This is a genomic window from Frankia sp. AvcI1, from assembly GCF_001420875.1.
Lineage (GTDB): Bacteria > Actinomycetota > Actinomycetes > Frankiales > Frankiaceae > Frankia > Frankia alni.
On sequence record NZ_LJFZ01000042.1, the window covers coordinates 1 to 21,382 of the forward strand.

Genomic DNA, 21,382 nt, shown 5'->3' on the forward strand with positions numbered 1-21,382 from the left:
TCAGTGTTCCGGCCGCGTCGAACAGCAGGTTGCCGGGCTTGATGTCCAGGTGCAGCACCCCACGGATATGGGCGTGAGAAAGCCCCGCGGCAACAGCTAACCCGACCGCGCAGGCTCCCTGCGGATCCAGCGTGGCACGTCGACGGGTCAACGTACCGCCGTCCAACAGTTCCATGACGATCAGCAGGAGATCGTCGGCTTCCACATAGTCGAAGACCCGCACGATATGCGGATGATCCATCCCTGCGAGCAGGCGCGCCTCGGTCTCGAAACNCCCCGGCGCGTACTCCGAACCCCCGGGAAGAATTTTAATGGCCACCGGACGCTTCAGCCGACGGTGCCGGCCGGTGAGCACCAGTCCGCCCGCACCCGCGCCCAGTTTCGCGCCAATCAGGTAGCCAGGAAGCGCTGCGGCAACCTGGCCACGGTCGACAATCAACGTACGATGGTGACCGTCGACCGGTCACGTGGCCGGCCAGCCGGCAGAACTCCGCTCCGCGCCCCCGTCATGATTCGGCATTTTAGCCTGGGCTCACCGCCGATGACCCTCGGCCTGGGCGTTCCCCGGGCAGGCCGCTGAGCTGGCAGTACGCAGTCTGGCTTCCGCGTCGGAACCGATCGTCTCGCGGGGTCCGCGGCGAGATGATTGACCGCGACCGACACGTCGGGCCGCCGGTGCGGCGCCGCGACGACCGGCACACCCCCCGCACACCGGCCCCCGGCCGCTACGAAGAATCAGCTGACCGACGGTCCAAAACACCTTCTCTGCCGAAGTCCGACGCCGACGGGTCAGAACCTCCCAGGTCCGTTCCGACTGGCTGGGCGAGGTCTTTCCCGACCGATCCGCGAGCCGATCCGACCGGCGGAACGGCGCCGGGGGATGGCGCGTTGAGTCGGACGGTGGCAGCGCACCTGTCGGTCCCGGGAGTCGCGGATGACGTCGTCGTGTGCCGGGGGTCGCCGGGCCCGCGCGCGCCGGTACCTGATGTGCCGGCCGACCTACTTCGACGTCCGCTACGCCATCAACCCGTGGATGGACCCGCACCGCCCGGTCGACACCGCGCGGGCCTGCGCGCAGTGGGAGGCGCTGCGTGCGCTGTACCGCGACCTCGGGCACACCGTGGAGCTGATCGAGCCGCTGCCGGGCCTGCCCGACATGGTCTACGCGGCCAACGGCGGGCTCGTCGTCGGCGGCCGGGCGCTCGGGGTCCTGTTCCGCCATCCCGAACGGCGCGGCGAACAGGCGCCCTACCTGCGGCGATTGGCGAGGTTGGCCCCGGGCGGGGTGTACCGTCCGGCGTTCTGCAACGAGGGCGAGGGCGACTTCCTGCCCGTCGGCGAGATGATCCTCGCCGGCACCGGGTTCCGGTCGGAGCCGGCCGCGCACGCCGAGGCGGCGCGCGTGCTGGGCCGCCCGGTGCACTCACTGACCCTGGTGGACCCGCGTTTCTACCATCTCGACACCGCGCTGTGCGTCCTCGACGATGACCTCGTCGCCTACCTGCCGGCGGCCTTCGACGACGCCGCCCGCCGGCTGCTCGCCACCCTGTTCCCGGACGCGATCAGGGTGAGCGAGGCCGACGCGGCGGTGTTCGGGCTCAACGCCGTCAGTGACGGGCGGCACGTGGTGNTCTCCGCCGCCGCCGAGGGGTTCGCCGCCGAGCTGCGGGACCGGGGGTTCGAGCCGATCGGGGTCGAGTTCGACGAGTTGCGCCGCGGCGGCGGCGGCATCAAGTGCGCCACTCTGGAGATCCGCGCCTGAGCGCGGCCACGCAGCGCGGCCCGGCTGCCCGGCTGCCCGCCCGGCACGCAACCCAGCGGGCGAGGGCCGGGTAACCTCACCCGGTCGCGGACTGGCCGCCGAGGGCGCGGGCGAGGCGGGCCATCCCCTCGGCGATGCGCGCGGGCGCGTGCGTGGTGAACGACAGGCGCAGCGCCGCCGGGTCGGGCGCGCCGGCGAAGAACGGGGCGCCGGGAACGTAGGCGACGTCGTGGGCGACCACGGCGGGCAGCAGGGCGGTGGCGTCGTATCCGGCGGGCAGACGAGCCCAGACGAACATGCCGCCCTCGGGCCGGTTCCAGGAGCTACCGGGCGGCAGCGCCCCGACGAGCCCGTCGAGCATCGCGTCGCGCCGTTCCCGGTACACCGCGCACATGCGGGCGAGGTGGGCGTCGAGGTCGGCCTCGGCCAGGTAGCGGGCGGCGGCCGCCTGGTCGACGGTCGAGGTGTGCAGGTCCGCGGCCTGCTTGGCGATCACGCAGGCGCGCCGCAACGCCGCCGGTGCGCGCAGCCAGCCCAGCCGCATGCCCGGGGCCATGGTCTTGGAAAAGCTGCCGAGCAGCACCGTCCGATCGGCCGCGGCGGGGTACGAGGCGATCCACGNCTGCGCCGTCCCCTCGTAGCGCAGCTCGCCGTACGGGTCGTCCTCGACGATCCACAGGCCCTGCCGGGCGGCNACCTCGGCGACGGCGCGGCGGCGGTCCGCGGCCATGGTGCGTCCGGTGGGGTTCTGGAACGTGGGCACCACGTACAGCAGCCGGGGGCGCTCCCGGGCGACGAGGTCTGCCAGTCGGTCGGGGATGATCCCCTGATCGTCGGTGGGGGCCGCGAACACCCGGGCCCCGGCGAAGCCGAAGCACTGCAGCACGGCGAGGTAGGTCGGGTCCTCCACCACGACGGCGTCCCCGGGTTCGAGCAGCGCGGCGGCGAGCAGCGTCAGGGCCTGCTGGGAGCCGGTGGTGACCAGCAGGTGGTCGGGCTCGGTCGGCAGGCCGCGCCGGGCCAGGCGGGCGGCGACCGCCGCCCGCAGATCGGGGTCCCCCTCGGTGGTGGAGTACTGCAGCACCCGCCGGGGCTCGTCGGTGAGCACCTGGTCGTAGGCGCGCCGGATGCCGTCCGCGTCGATCAGCTCGGGGGCCGGCAGACCGCCGGCGAAGGAGATCACCTCCGGCCGGGCGGTCAGGGCGAGGATCTCGCGCACCGGGGAGGTGCGCACCGCGCGGGCGCGGGCGGCGAGCTGCGGCGGGGCGGCGGCGGTCGTCATGGCGGCTTCTCGATTCCTTCTGCGGACGGGTGGGCGCGGCCCGGCGGCTGCGTGCCTCTGCCTGCGCCGGCTGCCATCGGCGTCGGCCGTGATCCGCCCGCGGGACGTGCGGTCGGGCCGCCGCCCGGTCAGGTGCGCAGGGGTCGCGGGGGCTCCCGGGCAAGGCGTGGTGGGTGCGGCGTGGCGGGATGGCGGCGTGGCGGGATGGCGGGTGCCGGGGTCGACGGCCCGCCCGCCAGGCCGGGTCGCGGCGGCGGGCGGGCCGTCAGGGTCCCCGACGCCGACCGACTGTCGCGGCCCGCCGGGGACACCGGCGGGGTGTCCCCTCAGGGGCCTCTCCCGACAGGTATCTCATCATCTGGACAGGATCTCCCAGATGATGGGCTTACCTATGGTAACCCGGCCGCCCTGTCGCGCTGCCCCGGCTCCCGGCCAGCCGACCCGTCCCGACCGCGTCGACGACGCGGGCGGCATCACGGAGATCGTCGTCGAAGGAGTACTCGGGAGCCTGTGAGGACCTGCCACGCCCGCGCGCGTCGAAGGTGACGCATCGGTACCGGCCGCCGATTGTGTCCAGGACACGCCGCCAGTCCCGCCGAGTGCCGAAAGCACCGTTGAGAAAGATGAGGACGGGACCGCGGCCGGTGTCGTCACAGCGCAGCCTGGCCTCGCCGCCGCGGATCGTGAACTGGCGCGACGTCATCGCTCCGCTCGGACCAGGCCGGGTGCAGTCCCGGAGCCCGGCGCGTCGACGAATTCCGCTGGCTTTGTCGCCTTACAGCGCCATAGAGCGAATTGTCTCTCCTCGGCGACTCGCGACCAGCGGTGATCCCCGGCGCTGGCGGCAGAGACCCGCGGACGCCGTTGCGACCGGCTGCAACGGACCGTGGGTGAACCCTCAATGTACCCGCAGGAAGCAGAATGGAATTTGCTCGGTCGAAGGTCGTGTATCCGGCCTTGAACGAGGAACACCAAGGGCCGGGCATGCCCAGGAGAAGGTATCCGAGTGCAGACGGGGGGAACCCGGCATGAAGGCAACATATGAGGCACCAGCCCTTCAGGCTCAGGGATCGTTCCGGCAGGCGACCGGTTTCGTCGGCTTCTTCGTCGGCGGCTGGGGCGGCGGCTGGGGTGGCTGGAGCGGCTGGGGTGGTTGGGGTGGCTGGGGTTGGAGCCGCTGGGGCCGCGGAGGCGGCTGGGGCGGCTGGGGTGGTTGGGGCGGCGGCTGGGGCTGGTAGCCCCGAGGCGACCTGCGGCGACCTGCGCCAGCCCAGCGGCTGGCCAGGCCGTCGTCAGAAGTCCGGCCCAACGTTCCAACCAACTGTCACGACACCCACCACGAGTGTTCTGTTCATCCGGGGACGAGGTGGCGACGGACCGGCCGTAGCGGTCGGCCGCCGCCATGTCGTCGTTTTCGGGCCGCGGTAGGGCACCGCTGACCAGGCGGGTGCGGATCGGGAGGATCTGGTATGCGCGTCGTGTGCGTGGGTGGTGGACCGGCGGGGTTGTACTTCGCCATCTCGACGAAGCTGCGCAATCCCGCACACGAGGTCACGGTGATCGAACGAGACCCCCCGGGAGCCACCTACGGCTGGGGGGTCGTCTACTGGGACAACCTGCTGGACGTCTTCTTCCGCAACGATCCGCGCAGCGCGCGGCAGATCCGGGCGCAGTCCACTCTCTGGCAGGAGCAGCGCATCAGCGTCGCGGGGGCGGGCGCGGCCTACCTGGCCGGATACGGCTTCAGCATGCAGCGGGCGACGCTGCTGGACATCCTCGCGCGGCGCGCGGCCGAACTCGGGGTGAGGATCTCCTACCGCCACGAGGTCGACGGTCTGCCTCCGTTCGCCGACGCCGACCTGGTCGTGGCCGCCGACGGCGCCAACAGCCGGGTGCGCCAGGCAGGTGGAAACCCGTTCGNGACCCGCCTCACGACCGGCAGCAATCCCTACATCTGGCTGGGGACGGACCGGTTCTTCGACACCTTCGCCTTCGACTTCGAACGCACCGCGGCGGGCTGGATCTGGTGCCACGCCTACCCGTCCAGCGCGGGCCTGAGCACGTGCATCGTCGAGTGCACCCCGCGGACCTGGGCGGGGCTCGGCTTCGACCGGCGTGGCGACGCCGACACCCTGCGAGAGCTGGAGAAGATCTTCGCCGAGCCGTTGGACGGCCACGGCCTGATCAGTCAGTGCCGCGGTCGGACCGCCCGCTGGCAGCGCTTCTCCGAGATCAGCAACGAGCGGTGGTACCACGACAACGTCGTGCTGCTCGGGGACGCCGCCCATACGACCCACTTCACCCTGGGATCCGGGACGGCGTTGGCGATCGTCGACGCGGTCATGCTCGCGCGGATCCTCGACGACAACGATGACGACCTGACCGCCGCACTGCGGTCCTTCGACGCCCGCGGTCGGCTGGCGCTGCGCCCGGTGCAGGCGGCGGCGCGGACCAGCATGACCTGGTTCGAGCAGGCGGACCGCCACCTCGGCCGGGACGGCGACGCGCAGAGCAACGAGGTGGGCGGCCGGGACGGCCACCTGGACGCGGTGTCGTTCGCCTACGCGATGGCCGGGCGTCACGGTCCGCAGCCGCCGTGGCGTTACCGGGTGCACCGTGCCACCCAGGTCCCGGCGGTCCGCCGGGCTCTGCGCGGCCTGAACTCGGGCGGCCGCTGGTGCCTGGCCCGCCGTCGGGGCGAACCCGTAGCGACGCGTGCCGAGCAGCCCGAGCGGGCTGAGCAGCCCGAGCAGGCCGAGTTGTCCGAGCAGCCTGAGCAGCCTGAGCAGGCCGAGTTGTCCGAGCGGGCGGCTCGATGAGCTGCGGCCCCGCCGCCTCGGGCTACTCCGCCGCCTCGGCTACTCCCGCCTCGTGCTACTCAAAGGAGGAGGGCCACCCGGTCACCCTCGAGGATGGCGGCGTGCGCGCGCCGTGGGGCCAGGCAGTCGCCGACCCGGTGTAGCTCGAACGGGGCATTCACCCGGAGCGTGGACCACAGCGAGTCCTCCGCTCGGGGGGGTTCGGTATGGACGACCCAGTCCACCGCGTGGCGCCGCACCGCCCCGGTGGGATGGTGCGTGACGCTCACCGTCAGCTCGCCGGCATGGTCCGCGCGACCGGCCTGGCCCACCCGACCGGAGCGGCGGGACGCGTCGGGCGGACCGCACGGAGCGGATCCCGCCGGAGCGGGACCGGCGTCGCCGACATCCGTCACCACGAGGTCGCCGGCCTGCCGGACACCGAGGGCGGCCGCTCGTCGGTTCCACCGCTCCAGGTCCAGGGTGAGGCCGAGATCCTGGCCGACGACCATCGCGTCGCTGATCACCGTCACATCGGCGCCGCGGGCGGCGAGCAGCTCCGCCATCGACGGGGCCTGGTGGAAACCCGTGCTGTCCACCACGAGCACCCGCCCGCGCGGGTGGGCCTGGCCGGTCAGCACCTCTCGCACGCCGACGATCCGTGGATCGTCACCCGCCCAGTCGGGCCGGGCCGGTCGGGATCCGGTGGCGAGGATGACGGCGTCGGGGCCGGCGGCGTGCAGGAGATCGGTGTCGGCGACGGTACCCAGCAGCACCTCGACGCCGAGCCCGCCAAGGCGGACGGCGAGGTCGTCGACCAGAGCGCGCAGCCCGCCGCGGCCGGGCAGCTGAGCGGCGAGGAGCATCTGGCCGCCAAGCCGATCGCCACGCTCGACCACGGTGACGCGGTGCCCGCGCGCGGCCGCGGTGACAGCGGCCCGCAGACCCCCGGGGCCGCCCCCCACGACGTACACCCGCCGTCCGCGCCGACGCGGTGGCGCCAGCGTCACCGCCTCCCGGCCTGCCCGGGGGTTGGCCAGGCAGCCCAGCCAGCGATTGCGCCCCGTCCGGCCCACACACTCCTGGTTGCAGGCCACGCAGGTGCCGCCGCCAGACCGGTCGTCCCGCTCCCGGTGGTCCTCCTGGTGCCGGTGGTCCTGGTCTCGGCCGTCGTCGCCGCGTCCACTCCGGCCGCGCCCCCCTGCCCGGGCCGTCGCGGCGAAGGCGGGGTCGGCGATCTGACCGCGGACGACCCCGACGAGATCGGCCTGGCCGGCGGCCAGGACCCGCTCGGCCTGCGCCGGGTCGGTGAACCGGCCGACGGCGACGACCGGCAGGTCGACCGCCGCCCGGATCGCCGCGGCGATGTGCGCCGCGTAGCCCNGGCGGACCTGCATGCTCGGCACGATCAGGGNCAGCGTCGAGGTCGCCACCCCGATGGCCGTGTTGAGGTAGTCGACCGCGCCGGTGGCCTCGACCATCGTCGCGACGGCGACCGCCTCGGCGAGGGTGATGCCCCCCTCGACCCCGTCGTCTCCGCACAGCCGTACGCCGAGGACCCGGCCGGGGCCGATCGCGGTCCGCACCGCCTCGATGACCTCCAGCAGCAGTCGGGCCCTGTTCGCGAGCGGGCCGCCGTAGTGGTCGGTGCGCCGGTTCGTCGCCGGCGCCAGAAACCCGCGGATGAGGGAGCTGTGCGAGCCCTGTATCTCGACGCCGTCGAACCCGCCCGCCGCGGCGTGTGCGGCCGTGCGCGCGAAACCGGCGACCACCTCGGCGATCTCCGACTCCGTCAGCGCCTTGGGCACCTCGCGGAACATCGGGTCCGCCACCGCGCTCGGCGCCCAGACGGGCAGCCGGGTGTAGGTCGAGGCGGACTGCCCGCCGTTGTGATTGAGCTGGGCGAGGATCGGTACCCCGTGGGCGTGGACCGCGTCGGCGATCCGCCGCAGACCGGGGATCACCGCCGGATCGAAACCGCGGATCATCTTCTCGTAGGGCCGGTCGCCCGGATGGGTGGTGAGCTCCTCGGTGATGACCATCCCGGTTCCGCCGGCTGCCCGGGNGGCGTAGTAGGCGGCGTGACGGACGTTCGGCAGGCCCTCGTCGGCGTAGTTCGTCAGGTGCGCGCAGAACACGATCCGGTTGTGCAGTGTCAGCGGCCCGATCCGCTGCGGGGTGAGGAGCCCGGGTGCCTCACCACCCCCCGCGCCGCCGGACCCCGCAGCCCCACCCCTGTGNGGCCCCTGCGGCCTCCGGGGCCCGCCCGACGTCTGCGGCCCCTGCGGCCCCGTCGGCCCGCCCGGGGCATCATCCGACCGGGGGGGTCGAACACGGCCGGGGCGGGGGAGGTCATGGTCCGGTCGGGGGGAGTCGGGCCGGTCGGCGCCGATCTCCCGTGCTCGGCGACGGCCTTCGAGGACGGCCGCCAGGATGGTCCGCGGCGCGATCGCGTCCCCCGCCCGGGGCAGGTCCGGGCGGAGGGAGTGCAGGGTGTCCCGCGGCAGCCGGGGACCGCAGTCGACGACCGCGGCGCAGGCGAGGATCTGCCGCTCGCCCGTCCAGGCGTCCTCCAGTACCAGCCCGTCCGGACCGATCGCGCGCACCGACGTCCGCACCTGCCGGCGGACGCCCGCGCGGGCCAGCCGGACGTTCGCCGGCGCGAGATCGCCGGCGGCCAGTCGGGCGCCCACCACCGGGTCGGGCGTCACGATCGTGACCGGCCGGCCGAGCTCGGCCAGCCAGTGCGCGGTCGCCACCCCCACGGGACCCCCGAGCGGGTCATGCACGACCACCGGCCCCTGCGGCAGGGCCGCCGGCCCCGCCGCCAGGACGTGGACCACGTCGAGGACCTCTGTCGTGGCGTCGGCGTCGGGGGCGGGCAGGTCGGTCCGCGCGGTGGGCGGCGCCGGGACCGAGCCGGTGGCGAGCAGCACCACGCCGCCGGCCGCCCGCTGCCGGTCGATCTCCTCCACGCCGATGTCGGTGTCCAGGTCGATCCGCACCCCGAGGCGGCGGCACTCGGCCGCCCACCAGTCGGCCAGCGCGGCGAGCCGGTGGAGCCCGGGCCCACGGGCGGCGATCCGCAGCGTCCCGCCGAGGTGGGCGCCGCGTTCGGCGAGTCGGACCCGATGCCCGCGGGCGCCCAGCACGCGTGCAGCCTCCAGCCCGGCCGGGCCGCCGCCGACGACGAGGACGTCCACCGGTGTCGCGGCGCGTCCGCCGGGCCCGGGCTCGACGGTCTCGTGGCCGCTCGCGGGTTCGCCGATGCAGCTCACCAGTGGGTTGCGGACATCCCGGACCTGGCACGCCTGATTGCACAACACGCACGGACGCACCCGGTGGCCCTGGCCCGCGCGGACCAGCGCCACCAGGTCCGGCTCCGCGATGAGCGCGCGCGTCATCTCCACGACGTCGGCGGCCGCGGAGTCGAGGGCCTGCTGGGCGTCGGCGGTGTCCACCACGCTGCCCTGCAGGACGATGGGCACCCGGCCGGCGGCGGCGCGGCGCATCCGGCGGGCGAGATCGGTGTTGAAGGCCGGCGGGGTGGCCGCATCGGGCCGGTACGCACCCGTCGCGAACGGGCCGCCACGGACGACGACGAGCAGGTCCACAAGGTCGGCCAGTGCACCGACGTGGCCGGCCGCCAGGTCCGCGGTGATGCCCGCCCAGGGCGCCAGCTCGTCGCAGCACAGCCGCAGGCCGAGGATGGGCGTGTCGCCGACGGCCGCGCGGACCGCCGTCAGGACCTCCCGGGTCAGCCGGAGCCGGTCCCGGCCGTAGTCGTCGCCACGCCGGTTGGTCAACCCCGAGTGAAACTGCCGCAGCAGGGAGAACACCCCGGCGTCGATCTCCACTCCGTCGAGCCCGGCCGCCACCGCCCGGCCGGCCCCGGCGGCGAAGCCCGCGACGATGCTCGCGATCGTGCTGCTGTCCAGTTCGGCTGGGACCTCCCGGCTCACCACGTCGGCCACCGGGGAGGGGGCCCACAGCGGCTGCTGCGACCATGCGCTCGATCCCTGCCCGCCGGCATGGCCCAGACCGGCCAGCAGCACGGTCCCGTGCGGCCGGACCGCCTGGGCCACAGCCGCCCAGCCGGACCCGCACTCGGCGGCAAGGGGGGCCCGTTCGTAGGGCCAGTCGTCGGAGGTCACCGAGGCGGTCTCGGTGACGATGACGCCGGCGCCGCCCGCCGCCCGCCGCTCGTAGTAGGCGACATGGCGTTCGGACAACGCCCGCCCCCGGCCCAGGTTGGTCTCGTGCGGTCCGAACAGGACCCGGGAGGGCGCGCGCCGCCCCCCGCGCAGGACGATCGCCTGGCTCAGCCGGGTGGGTGGGACCACCGCGCGCACGGGCGGTGCGCCCACCGGTTCCCCGGGCCGCATCGATCTCCTCTACGGTGATGGTGGGTAGCAGGTGGGGTGCGGCCCGCCGGCCAACGGGTCCGGCGTNCCCGCGACGCGGGACGACCGGGCGTCACCCGCCGCCTCGGACATTAAAGGCACTCGGTGTCGAAAGTGAAGTGAAGTGGGGTGAGGGGCGAGTGATGCCCCCCGGTGTGACCATGGGTNCCGACGGTCGACGCACCGGCCGCCGGCCCGCCACCAGCGCGGCGGAGCTCGAACACCTGGCCCTGCAGATCTTCACCGAGCGTGGGTTCGAGGAGNCCACCGTCGACGACATCGCCCGCGCGGCCGGGATCGGGCGGCGTACCTTCTTCCGCTACTTCGCCTCCAAGAACGACGTCCCCTGGGGCGACTTCGACGGCCAGCTCGAGGTCATGCGCGCGTCNCTGGCCTCCGCCGCGGCGGGCGAACCGACGGTTGCCGTGCTGCGCCGGGCGATTCTCGACTTCAACACCTATCCGCCCGCGGAGGGTGCCTGGCTGCGTCGCCGGATGACGCTCATCCTGCGCACCCCCGCCCTGCAGGCGCACTCGACGTTGCGCTACGCGAGCTGGCGTGGCGTCCTCGCCGAGTTCGTCGCCCGCCGGGTCGGCCAGCCGGCAGACGCCCTGACGCCGCAGGCGGTCGCGGCGGCGCACCTGGGGGTCNCAGTCACCGCGTACGAGCAGTGGCTGCGGGAGGAGGGCACGGACCTGGTCGCAATCCTCGACGAGGCGCTCGGGCTGCTTGCGACCGGTTTCGCGGCCTTCTGAGCGCCGGGCGGCCGTACCGCCCGGCGCTGCTCCGCCCGCGCACGTCGCAACGAAAAGTAGTCGCATCATTGCGGTGAGCGGTAGCGCTCCGGCGTCGAAGCTGCGAGGCTGTGCACCCATCGACGCAGTCCGCTGACTCCTCGGAGTCAACGGCCGGCTGGTTGACGGGGAGGAAGCGCTCCATGGCAAGCACGAGCTCCAGGAACGGCGCCGGGCCGAGCAGCGCTGGAACGCGCCAGAGCACCGTCGCCGGGACCCCGGTCAGCCCGACCTCCCTGTCTGCCTCGCAGTCACCTGCCGACGATGCCGCATCGTCGGGCGACGGCGGCTCCCGGCCAGGCCCGGCGTCCGCGGGGGCGTCGGCATCGCAGGCAGGTTCGGCCGGCACGCCCCCAGGTGCCACCGGCGCAGGTNCCACCGGCGCAGGTTCCGTCGGCGCAGGTTCCGCCACGCCCGGGTCCTCAACATCCGGACCTGCCGAGTCCGGGGCTGCCACGCCCGGGTCCGCACGATCCGGCTCCGGGACCGGGCCGTCCAGGACGTCCACCGCCAGAACCACCACCGCGAAGTCCGGCGCCGGCAGGACCNCCGCAGAGGGAGCCACCGAGGCGAAGACCAGCACCGCCAGGGCCGGCACCGCGAGGGCGGGACAGTCGGGCCCGGCGAGCGCGAAGTCCTCCCCCGCGCGCGCCGGCTCCACCCGGGCGAGCGCGACTCGGGCGGCAGCCCCGGCCGGTCGGTCCGCCGCGGCGGCGCCGACGGAGTCGGCCTCCGTCGGGACGACCACGCAGACCGCGGGAGGGACCACGCCCGCCCGGTCGACCACCGCGCGGGCGGGGGCCGCCCGAACGGGCCCCGCCAGCCGGTCGACGCCGACCCGGGCGGCGTCCGGGCGCGGCAGCACGGCCTCGGCGGTCGCCGACTCCGCAACGGACAGGTCGGCGTCGGGTGACGCCGGCGGCGGCCGGTCGGTGGCGGCCGCCGGGAGCACCACGACCCGCGCTGCAAGCAGCCGGGCCGCCGCGGCGAAGCGTCCCACGACATCGCGGGCCTCCGTGACCAGGCCGGCATCGGGTCGCGGCACGGCGACGACGTCGGGCCGCGCGGTGAGCGCACGCGGCACCGTCCGAAATCCCGCAGGCAGCCGGGTGACAGCTTCCTCGGCCCTTCGGGTGAGCTCCACGCCGGTGGGGAGGGCCACCCGGGCGTCTCGCCGCGAGGACACTCATACGGAGCTACGTACGGCGACACTACGACTTCCCTTCGTCACCGCCCATTTCGAGGTCTCCCCCCCACCCGCGCCGGGCGGCCAGGTCCGGGTGGGGCCGCTGAGCCTGCCTTCCCCGGGACGCACCGCCTACTACCTGGGCCTGGGCACCCTGGCCGTGGTCGAGCTGATCGAGTGGCCGGTGGCGTTGGCCATCGCGGCCGGCACCTATGTGGCCGGGCATGCCGTGGGATCGCAGGTTGCTCCTGCGCGGGAGCGGGAGGCCGAGGTCGAGATCAGCGCGGAGCTGCCCACCGGACTCGGCCCGCGCGGTTTGTGGCGCCGGTTCCGGCATGCCGAACACGGGCCCGGCGGGCTGTCCGACCGCGACGGCCACAGCGAGAACGGCCGCCACGAACCCGGTTCCCGGGGGCGTGGTTCCTCGCGTCCTGGTGCCGAGCGGTCTGGCGCCGAGCGGTCTGGTCACAACGGTCACAGCGGCGGCGCGGCTCGGNCTCGCCTTCGAGGTTGATCCTCCGCACGTGAGACTGCCCGGCCCGACCGCGGCCAGGGCCGCGGCGGCGGTGCTNGTGCGGACGCTGAGCACCGAGCTGACCCGGTNGCAGCGGCGACCGCGGCACGTGTGGACTCGGGACGGCGACGCGCACATCGAGGTTCATCCGCCCTGGCCCGAGGGCACCCAGCCGGATCCGGCGGTCGCCGACGCCCACCGGCGCCGGCTGCACCGCGCGGTCGTCGCCGCACTGCATCGCCTGGACGGCGTCGACTGGGCCGAGGTCGACGAGGCCCTGGGGCGGGTCCTGATCAGCTTCGACTCCGATCGGGTGGACGTGGCGGAGCTGGTCGAGGCCGTCGACGCGGCGGAGAGAGTCCTGCGCCAGGGTGCCCTCGGCGAGCCGGGCCCGGACGCCGGGTACACGCGGGCCGGCGCGGACGGTGATCAGGATGGTTCCGCCTACCCGGGGGATCCGGAGCCGGTGGCCGCCGCGATGATCGCGCTCGGCGTGGACACCGCGGCGCTCGGCGTCGCTGTGGTGGCCCGAGTGTGCCGGGTACCCGCGGTACCGCGCGCGGCGGGAGCCGTGGTGGCGCTCGTGGATCACCAACCGTGGGTCCGGCGGGCAGTCGAACGCCGCCTCGGCCAGCGCGGTGCCGACCTGGTGATCGGCCTGCTCGGCGCGGGGGCGGGCGCGGTGACCCAGAGCCCGGACATCCTCGTCGTCGGCGTGGCCCACCGGGCGGCGGCCGTCGGCGAGCTGTTCGCCGAACGGGCGGTGTTCCTCCGGCGCCAGTCCGACCTGCTGCGCCGCACCGCCCAGGCGGACCAGTCTGGTGTCTCGCCCGCGGCTGCGTCCGAGTCGGTCGGTGCGGTCCCAGGCCGGCGAGCCTTCCCGGACACCCCGTCGCCCGGCGAGCTCGGCGCCGGCGCGCGGGGACACCGGCCCCGCCCGCTTCCCGCCGGCCCGCTCGAACGCAGCGCCGAGCGGATGGCCGCCGTCGGGCTCGCGGTCGGCGCGGCCGGTCTGCTCGCGACGGGCTCCCCGCGGGTCGGCGGCGAGCTGGTACTGGCGGCCGTGCCGCGAGCGGCCCGACTGGGCCGTGAGGTCTTCGCGGCCACGGCGGCGCGCCGGCTGTCCGCTCGGGACGTGCTGATCCTCGACGCCGCCAGCCTGCGACGACTCGATCGGATCGACGCCGTCGTCGTCTGCGCGCCGGTCCTGCTGGGGGAGCGGATGCGGGTGCTGTCCGCCGCCGATGCGGCCACGTGGTCGCGCACGGACCGACTGGTCGACGAGGTGGACCCGCGGCGGATGTTCCAGCCGGGCGACGTCGTCGCGCGGGAGGGGTCNGCCCGGATGGTCGCGGTGCACGCCGGCGGGCCGCGCTCGGCGCTGCACCCGTCCGGACTATCCGTCGAGCTTCGCGTCGGACGCCGTCGCGCCCGCGCCGTCCTCGGCGCCGAACTCGACGGTCTCNCCGAGGCGCTCCTGCGCGCCGCCCGGTCGTGCGGCACCGTCGTGCTCACCGCCCACGCCAGCACGGCCGAGCTCGCCGCGCTCGTCGACACCGTGCTGCCCGCGGGCACGGCCGCGGACACCGAGGTCTGGCGGTTGCAGGCGGCCGGCCGGGTGGTCGCCGTCGTGGCCGGGGGTGAACGACCGCAGGCGTCGGTGGTCGCTCCCGGCGATGCCGACGCGCTGTTCCGCGCGGACGTCGCCGTCGGAGTGGACACCCCTGGTGCCCGGCCGCCCTGGTCCGCGGATCTGATCTGCGCGGACGGGCTGACCGACGCCTGGCGGATCCTGCAGCTACCGCCGGTCGCCGCGGCGGTCAGCAGTCGGTCGGCGACGCTCGCCCACTCCGCATCGGCCCTGGCCGTCCTCACCACCATCGCCGGTCTGGGACGCGAGGACGCCGGTACGGGCCAGGGCCGGGCGGCGTTGATCCGGCCCGCGGCACTCCTGCGCGGCGGGCCGGTCAGCGCCGCCGCGCTCGCCGCGATGGCCCTCGGCGCGCTCGGGGCGAGCCGCGCCGACCGGCGCAACCCGCCGGCGCCCACCTGGCGCACGGACTGGCATGCCCTGTCCGCGGACACCGTGCGACGCCGGCTGACCGCCGGTCCGCGGGACCCGGCGGATCTGGCCGTCGCCGACACCGCCGAACCGGACTCCCCTCGGCCGGACCCGCCCGAGGGGACCACGACCGTGGAGGCGCGGTCCGACGGTCCGGCACCGACGGGCCGGCCGGCCGCGGGGACCAACGAGTCCCCGACCTCCGGACGGGCCCTGGGCTCGATGGCGTCCACCGTCCGTGGCCTCCCCGGCGCAGTGCTCTCCGACCTGCGCGATCCGCTCATCCCGGTGCTGTTCGTCGGGGCCGCCGCGAGCGCGGTGCTCGGCTCGACGGTCGACGCGGCGCTCGTGGCGGGCGTGTCGGTGGCCAACGCGGTGGTCAGCGGCGCGCAGCGGGCCAGGGCCGAGGCGGTGATGCGCCGCCTGGTGGCCCGGCACACCCCGCTGGCCCGGTTGGTGACGACGGCGGGGACCGCACTTGTCGACGCGAGCGACCTGCGTACGGGCGACCTCGTCGACGTGCGTGCCGCCGACGTGGTGCCCGCGGATGCCCGCCTGGTCCACGCCGAGTCCCTGGAGGTCGACNAGTCCTCCCTGACGGGGGAGTCGGTGCCCGTCGTGAAGGACATCGCCCCGACGCCGGGCGCCGCACTCGCCGAGCGGCGCAACATGCTCTACGAGGGGACGACCGTGCTTGCGGGGTCCGGTCGGGCGGTGGTGGTCGCCGTCGGCGCGGCGACCGAGGCCGGTCGGGCGGGGCAGGCGGCGGTCGGCCACGGCGGGCCGCCGGGCGTGCAGGCCCGGCTCGCCGACCTGACCCGGCTGGCGATGCCGCTCACCGCGATCAGCGGAGTCGCCGTGGCGGGCCTGTCCTGGCTGCGCGGCACGTCGCTGCGGTCCGCCGTCAACGCCGGAGTGGCCGTGGCGGTGGCCGCGGTCCCCGAGGGGCTTCCGCTGGTCGCCACCGTCGCGCAGATGGCGTCGGCACGCCGCCTGGCCCGGCTCGGCGTGCTCGTCCGCTCCTCCCGCACCGTCGAGGCCCTCGGCCGCGTCGACACCGTGTGCTTCGACAAGACGGGCACCCTCACCGAGGGGCGGCTGGTGCTGCGCGACGTCGTGGTCCGCGCGGGCGGCGCCCGGGAGGGGCCGGACGGTACCGCGGGTGTGCCCGCCGCCGCCCGGTGGCGTCGGGTCGCCGCCACCGACCCGGCCGCGGCAGCCGTACATCGGATCGCGGCCGGGGCCAGTCCCGCGCCGGGCGGGCCGGTGCCGCATGCCACCGACCGGGCGGTGCTCGACGCCGCCCGTGGACTTGCCCCGTGGGGGGAGCGCCTGGCGGAGACGCCGTTCGAGACCGCGCGTGGATACGCGGCCACGCTGCTGCGTGGCCCGGACGGGACGGTGGAGCTCGCCGTCAAGGGTGCCCCGGAGGTGCTGCTCGACCGCTGCGGGTTGGGGCCCGTCCGGCGGCGCGCGGCGGCGTCGGTCGCCGAGGACCTGGCCCGGCGCGGGCTCCGCGTCCTCGCCGTCGCCCGTGCGGACCACCCGTCACCCGGTCGGACCACGCTCGCGCGGACCGCCCCGATGCGGGCGGAGCAGCTGCGCGGCCTGGAACTCGTCGGCTTCCTCGGCCTGGCCGACACGCCTCGACCGTCGGCCGCTCCGGCCGTGCGCCGGCTGGTCGAGGCCGGTATCAGGGTGCTCGTCGTGACCGGGGACCACCCGGTGACCGCCGGCGCGATCGCCGCCGAGCTCGGCGTCCCGGGGGCCGACCACATCGTCACCGGCGCGGAGCTGGCGGCGCTGGGCGACGAGGACTACGCACGTCGGGTGGAGGAGGCGACGGTGTTCGCGCGCATCTCCCCCGAGCAGAAGGTGCGTCTCGTCCTCGCGTTGCGCCGGCGTGGCCACGTCGTGGCCATGACCGGGGATGGCACGAACGACGCCGCCGCCATTCGCGCCGCCGACGTCGGTGTCGCCGTCCGCGGCCACGGGTCGGCGGCGGCCACCGGCGCCGCCGACCTGCTGCTCACCGACGCCGACGTCACGCGTCTGGTCGACGCCATCGAGGAGGGCGCGGGCATGTCGCGGGCGGTGACCGATGCGGTGTCCGTGCTGGTCGGCGGCAACGCCGGGGAGGTCGCGTTCACCGTCCTCGGCACGGCCCTCGGGGGGACGGCGCCGTTGAGTCCGCGCCAGCTCCTGCTCGTCAATCTGCTGACCGACATGGCCCCGGCGATGGCGCTCGCCGTCCGGGGTCGTGCGCCGCAGGGCGGTCGGCCCTGCGCCGTCGACNGCGTGGAGTCTCCCCGGTCGGGCGAGGCTGCCGAGCGGGCGCTGCCCAGGACCAGCCCGGCCGGGCCGGGGGGTGTCCGCCGCGGCGGCGTGGCGGCGACCGACTGGCTCACCGGCCCGCTGCGACGCATCCTGCTGATCCGGGGCGGGGCGACCGCGGGCGGAGCGAGCGCCGCCTGGCTGCTCGCCCGGCTGACCGGCAGCCGGCGGCGCGCGTCGACCGTCGCGCTGCTCGCGCTCGTCGGGGCCCAGCTGGGCCAGACCCTGACCCTCGCGGGCCGGGACCCACTGGTCATCACGACGGCGATCGCCAGCGTGGTCGTGCTCGCCGTGCTGGTGCAGATGCCCGTGCTCAGCGCACTGTTCGGGTCCCGCCCGGTCGGGCCGGTCGGCTGGTGCATCGCGCTGGGCGCCGCCGGCGCGGCCACCTTCGCGGCCTGGCGGGCGGCGAGGCGGCACAGTGCCCAGACGTCACCCGGCCCGCGTTGACCCGCCGGATCCGGGCTGACCCGGTCGAGGCGGCGAGGTGGCCCGGCCGAGGCGGCGGGCGGCCCGCTGACCGCCGGATCAGGCCCGCTGACCGCCGGGTCAGGCCCGCTGGCCGCCCGGCACACCAAGCCAGCGACGGACCAGGGTGGTCAGCACGAGGATGACGGCTGTCCCGACCACCTCGATGATCACTCCTGCGAGCAGATGGTTCATCATCGGACCTCCCGTTGCTGCCGTGGACGTGCTGNACGCGTGGATCCGACGCCGTCGCAGCGGCTCGGCCACCCGTGGCGCGGATCAGGGCATGCGTCGACGGACCCCGCGTTCCGATGACACCATGCGGTCCGAAGATGAACGGAAGGTGAGATTTCCCGTGCGGATATATGGCGCGACGGTGAAGCCATCGGCGATNCACGCTCGCGGANGGCGCCGCACGGATCGGGTCAGCCGTTCGGGTCCGGGACGGCGGACCGGGCGCGGGATCGGTCCGTGCGGTGTCGGCTCATGCGTGTCGGATCGGGCGGTGTCGGCTCACGCGGTGTCCGATCGGGCGGTGTCGCCTCATGCGGTGTCGGATCGAGCGGTGTCGGATCGAGCGGTGTCGGACCGCGCCGCGAGCAGCGCGCCGACGGCGGCCAACCCGGCCGAGATCGGGATGGCGACGGTCGCCGGCCGCGCCCCGGCGGCGTCCACGACCATCCCGCACAGCGGCGAGCTGACCGCTGCCCCGACGCTCGTTCCGGCGGTGAGCCAGGTGAAGCCCTCGGTCCGCCGGGCGGCGGGAACCAGCCGTCCGGCGACGGTGTTTCCGAGGATCATCAGCGGGGCCAGGGGGAGGCCGACGAGGCCGGCCCCCACCACGACCAGGACCAGCCGGTCGGTGGCCGGGATCAGCACCGCCGCCACCGCCAGCGCCACGCCCGCAAGCGCGAACCGGCGCACCGGGTCGCCGGTGGCCGGCCGCGCGCCGTAGACCAGCCCGCTGAGCAGGCTCACCACGGTGATCAGGACGGGTAGCAGCCCAGCGCCGGCTCCCCAACCATGCTCGCGNCCGAGCGCGATCAGAGCGACCTCACCGGCGCCGAAGAATCCGCCGAGTCCGACGAAAACGATGATCACTGACGGCATGCCGGGCAGCAGCGCCACCGGTACGGATCGGGGGGCGGCCATTGCGCAGGTGCCGGCGTCGGGTGGGGTGCCTGCGTCGGGCCGGGCACCGGTGGCGGACGTGGTGACGGTGGCGGGCGTGGTGACGGTGGCGGGCAGGGCGCCGGGTGTGGTGACGGTGGCGGGCATGGTCGGGACGGGCCGGGGCGCATCCGGGGCCGGGAGGGCCGCGAACAGCGGTACCGCCGTCGCCGCGCAGGCCAGGGCGGCGATCAGCCCGGCGGGGGGCAGCGCACCGGCGAGCAGGCCGGCCGCGGCGGGCCCAAGGGCGAACGCCACCTCGTCCAGCACGGACTCCAGGGCGTAGGCCGACTGGAGGGTGGGCGAGCCCGCGAGCAGGGTGGCCCAGCGTTCCCGGGCCACCGCGCCGACCTGGGGCAGTGTCGCGCCGGTCAGCGCGGCCGCGGCCAGCACCATCGCGGTCGACGCCCGGACCAGCACCACGAACCCGAACACGGCACCCGCGAGCACGTGCAGGCCGGTGAGCACGAGCAGCACCCGGNGGGCGCCGGCCCGGTCGATGAGCCGGCTGATCACGGGACCCGCGAGGGCGCCGGCCAGGGCCAGGGTCGCGCTGANGGCACCGGCCTGGCCGTAGGAGCCGGTGACGTCCGCCACGAGCAGAAGGCTGCCCAGACCCAGCATCGAGATGGGTAGCCGCCCCACCAGTCCGGCCGCGACGCGCACCCACCCGCCCGGCTGGTCCACCAACGCGCCGTAACCGCGGGTCGCCACGCCGTCGGGAGCGGCGGGTGGTGCGGGTGGTGCGGGTGGTGCGGGCATGGTCCGAACGGGCGATGAGCCCGTCGGGATGGACTGCTCTGCCGGCCGGGGACAGGCCGCGACGGGGGAGGCGGACCCAGCAGACACCGGTTCGGGGGACCTCGGCTCGAGGGTCGTCGGCTCGAGGGTCGTCGGCTTGAGGGTCGTCGGCTTGAGGGTCGTCGGTTCGGGGGAGGTCGGTCCGAGGGAAGGCGGTTCGGGGGTGGCGGGTCGGTGCGTCGCGCCGGGGTGGCTTCGCCCGGAACGGCCCAGGTGGGGCAGGGCGGTCGCGCGTCGAGGGCCGGTGGCGGTGGCCGGCGTCCGACGCGGGAAACGGTGGGGCGACGCGGTGAGGGGATGGGGCGCGTCCGGGGGGACGGCGGCGTCGTCGTGAGAAAGGTTCATGGATGCGTCCGCGGGCCACAGCGCGCAGCGGGCGCGAATCCGGCGGGGTGACGAGGCCCGGCAACGTCCGGCTCGGGCGTGGACGCCGTCGCGGCGACCGCCCGAGCCGCCGATGCGCGGCGAACGCATCGACGACCGCCGCCCATACCAGCCACGATGGTCGGAAACCGGACGACGAGGTGCCACGCACCCTACCAGGCACGATGCCGGCGATCCGGGCGCGTCGCCGCGGCCGCGGGCGGCGATGTGGCCGTGCTGCCCGCCCTGAGAGTGTGCTTCGCGCTCCGCTAGCGTGAGGCACGTGGAGGGGTGCAGACGGATGACGCGACCAGACCGGACCCGGCGGGCGGGTGACCCGCCGGCCGGCACGTGGCCCCGCCCCGGCAGGCAGCTGTGGTCCGCCGGGCAGTCCTGGCCCGGCGGACAGCCCGGGTGCGGTGGGCGCAGGGGGCCCGCGGGCTCCGGTCGGCGCCCGTGAACTACTTCGAGGGCACGGTCCTCGGGCTCGTCCAGGGCCTGACCGAGTTCCTTCCCGTCTCCTCCAGCGCCCACCTGCGGATCACCGCCGCGCTGGCCGGCTGGGACGATCCCGGCGCCGCGTTCACCGCGGTCACCCAGATCGGCACCGAGACCGCGGTGCTGATCTACTTCCGTAGGGACATCGCGCGGATCGTGCGGGCCTGGGCGCTGTCGTGGACCCGCCGCGAGATGCGTAAGGACACCGACGCCCGCGTCGGCTGGCTGGTCCTCCTCGGCACGATCCCGATCGGTCTGCTCGGTGTCACGTTGCAGGACGCCATCGAGGGCCCGTTTCGCGACCTGCGCCTGATCGCGACGACGCTGGTCGTGCTCGGTCTCATCCTCGGGGGCGCGGACTGGTACGCCTCGAAGGGGCGCCCGCGCGGGCGGCACTCGCTGCCGCGGCCGCGCAAGACCCTGCGCGACCTGTCGGTGNGCGACGGCCTGCTCTACGGGTTGGCGCAGTCGGCCGCGCTGATCCCGGGCGTGTCCCGGTCGGGGGCGACGATCAGCGGCGGGCTGTTGCTCGGCTACACCCGGGAGGCGGCCGCGCGCTACTCGTTCCTGCTGGCGATGCCCGCGGTGCTGGCCTCCGGCGTGTTCGAGCTGAAGTCGATCGGCGGGGACCGCGAAGGCGGGGACGGCGAAGAGGTGTCCTGGGGACCGACGATCGTCGCCACGGTCGTGGCGTTCGCCACCGGCTACGCGGCCATCGCCTGGTTCCTGCGCTACATCTCGACCCGCAGTTTCGCGCCGTTCGTGCTGTACCGGGTCGCGCTGGGGCTGCTGTTGCTGGCGTTGCTCGCCGGCGGCGCGATCAGCGCGGACGCGGGTGCCGCGGCCGACTGACGACCCGCTGCCGGACCCGCCGGGGTCGCGTCAACTACGGTGGGCTCGCGGCCCATGCGGCGTACGGAACGCGACGCGCGGTGGGCGGGGGTGCG

General features: G+C 75.2%; 10 protein-coding genes and 15 pseudogenes. 15 read left to right on the forward strand and 10 right to left on the reverse strand.

Annotated features, from left to right (window positions below; genetic code table 11):
• Both UK94_RS69095 and UK94_RS69100 read right to left on the reverse strand, forming a co-directional pair.
• Positions 1–273, reverse strand: a 273-nt coding sequence (locus UK94_RS69095; protein ID WP_235490469.1) for a protein kinase, incomplete at both ends; no start/stop codon positions are given.
• A 1-nt stretch (position 274) separates the two neighbouring features.
• Positions 275–439 (reverse strand): annotated as a pseudogene (locus tag UK94_RS69100) (hypothetical protein); the annotation flags it as partial.
• A 495-nt stretch (positions 440–934) separates the two neighbouring features.
• Here UK94_RS69100 and UK94_RS28865 point away from each other — a divergent pair.
• A partial coding sequence (locus UK94_RS28865; RefSeq protein ID WP_235490446.1) for an N-dimethylarginine dimethylaminohydrolase occupies positions 935–1,630 on the forward strand: 696 nt, incomplete at its 3' end.
• 1 nt (position 1,631) lies between these two features.
• A pseudogene (locus UK94_RS69105) lies at positions 1,632–1,762 on the forward strand (N-dimethylarginine dimethylaminohydrolase); the annotation flags it as partial.
• A gap of 76 nt (positions 1,763–1,838) precedes the next feature.
• On the opposite strand, the gene UK94_RS69110 reads toward UK94_RS69105, so the two are convergent.
• The 3 genes and pseudogenes from UK94_RS69110 to UK94_RS69120 form a co-directional block, all read right to left on the reverse strand.
• The coding region (locus UK94_RS69110; RefSeq protein WP_235490448.1) for a PLP-dependent aminotransferase family protein at positions 1,839–2,383 on the reverse strand (545 nt) is incomplete at its 5' end.
• Position 2,384: 1 nt separating this feature from the next.
• Positions 2,385–2,456: pseudogene (locus UK94_RS69115) on the reverse strand (hypothetical protein); the annotation flags it as partial.
• A 1-nt stretch (position 2,457) separates the two neighbouring features.
• A pseudogene (locus tag UK94_RS69120) lies at positions 2,458–3,044 on the reverse strand (aminotransferase class I/II-fold pyridoxal phosphate-dependent enzyme); the annotation flags it as partial.
• 1,028 nt (positions 3,045–4,072) lie between these two features.
• Between UK94_RS69120 and UK94_RS33195 the strand changes: the two are divergent.
• From UK94_RS33195 to UK94_RS28880, 3 genes and pseudogenes are all read left to right on the forward strand, one after another.
• Positions 4,073–4,282 carry a keywimysin-related RiPP gene (locus UK94_RS33195; protein ID WP_011605446.1) on the forward strand — a complete coding sequence of 70 codons (210 nt, stop codon included), beginning with the start codon at positions 4,073–4,075 and terminating at the stop codon, positions 4,280–4,282.
• A gap of 231 nt (positions 4,283–4,513) precedes the next feature.
• On the forward strand, positions 4,514–4,964 hold a 451-nt coding region (locus tag UK94_RS69125; RefSeq protein ID WP_235490451.1), incomplete at its 3' end, for a lycopene cyclase family protein.
• 1 nt (position 4,965) lies between these two features.
• Positions 4,966–5,863, forward strand: a pseudogene (locus tag UK94_RS28880) (FAD-dependent monooxygenase); the annotation flags it as partial.
• A 59-nt stretch (positions 5,864–5,922) separates the two neighbouring features.
• On the opposite strand, the gene UK94_RS69130 reads toward UK94_RS28880, so the two are convergent.
• From UK94_RS69130 to UK94_RS69150, 4 genes and pseudogenes are all read right to left on the reverse strand, one after another.
• Positions 5,923–7,225, reverse strand: a 1,303-nt coding sequence (locus UK94_RS69130; protein WP_235490454.1) for an FAD-dependent oxidoreductase, incomplete at its 5' end; no start/stop codon positions are given.
• Positions 7,226–7,257: 32 nt separating this feature from the next.
• Positions 7,258–7,907 (reverse strand): annotated as a pseudogene (locus UK94_RS69140) (mycofactocin system FadH/OYE family oxidoreductase); the annotation flags it as partial.
• 1 nt (position 7,908) lies between these two features.
• Positions 7,909–8,082: pseudogene (locus UK94_RS75330) on the reverse strand (hypothetical protein); the annotation flags it as partial.
• Between the two features lies 1 nt (position 8,083).
• Positions 8,084–10,227: pseudogene (locus tag UK94_RS69150) on the reverse strand (mycofactocin system FadH/OYE family oxidoreductase 1); the annotation flags it as partial.
• A gap of 186 nt (positions 10,228–10,413) precedes the next feature.
• Here UK94_RS69150 and UK94_RS75335 point away from each other — a divergent pair.
• The 8 genes and pseudogenes from UK94_RS75335 to UK94_RS69185 form a co-directional block, all read left to right on the forward strand.
• Positions 10,414–10,508: pseudogene (locus tag UK94_RS75335) on the forward strand (mycofactocin system transcriptional regulator); the annotation flags it as partial.
• Position 10,509: 1 nt separating this feature from the next.
• Positions 10,510–10,633 (forward strand): annotated as a pseudogene (locus tag UK94_RS69160) (TetR family transcriptional regulator); the annotation flags it as partial.
• A 1-nt stretch (position 10,634) separates the two neighbouring features.
• Positions 10,635–10,895: pseudogene (locus tag UK94_RS69165) on the forward strand (mycofactocin system transcriptional regulator); the annotation flags it as partial.
• Position 10,896: 1 nt separating this feature from the next.
• Positions 10,897–11,000: pseudogene (locus UK94_RS69170) on the forward strand (mycofactocin system transcriptional regulator); the annotation flags it as partial.
• Positions 11,001–12,148: 1,148 nt separating this feature from the next.
• A partial coding sequence (locus UK94_RS28895) for a hypothetical protein (RefSeq protein WP_235490456.1) occupies positions 12,149–12,721 on the forward strand: 573 nt, incomplete at its 3' end.
• Between the two features lie 2,302 nt (positions 12,722–15,023).
• A partial coding sequence (locus UK94_RS75340; RefSeq protein WP_268761703.1) for a hypothetical protein occupies positions 15,024–15,386 on the forward strand: 363 nt, incomplete at its 3' end.
• A gap of 1 nt (position 15,387) precedes the next feature.
• A pseudogene (locus UK94_RS69180) lies at positions 15,388–17,096 on the forward strand (HAD-IC family P-type ATPase); the annotation flags it as partial.
• 90 nt (positions 17,097–17,186) lie between these two features.
• Positions 17,187–17,585: a cation transporting ATPase C-terminal domain-containing protein gene (locus UK94_RS69185; protein WP_235490473.1), complete on the forward strand. Its 399-nt coding sequence runs from the start codon at positions 17,187–17,189 to the stop codon at positions 17,583–17,585.
• Between the two features lie 561 nt (positions 17,586–18,146).
• Here UK94_RS69185 and UK94_RS69190 read toward each other — a convergent pair.
• Positions 18,147–18,635, reverse strand: a pseudogene (locus UK94_RS69190) (MFS transporter); the annotation flags it as partial.
• Between the two features lie 1,758 nt (positions 18,636–20,393).
• On the opposite strand from UK94_RS69190, the gene UK94_RS69195 reads away from it, so the two are divergent.
• Both UK94_RS69195 and UK94_RS69200 read left to right on the forward strand, forming a co-directional pair.
• On the forward strand, positions 20,394–20,873 hold a 480-nt coding region (locus UK94_RS69195), incomplete at its 3' end, for an undecaprenyl-diphosphate phosphatase (protein ID WP_313949612.1).
• Position 20,874: 1 nt separating this feature from the next.
• Positions 20,875–21,287: pseudogene (locus tag UK94_RS69200) on the forward strand (undecaprenyl-diphosphate phosphatase); the annotation flags it as partial.
• Positions 21,288–21,382 lie beyond the last annotated feature (95 nt).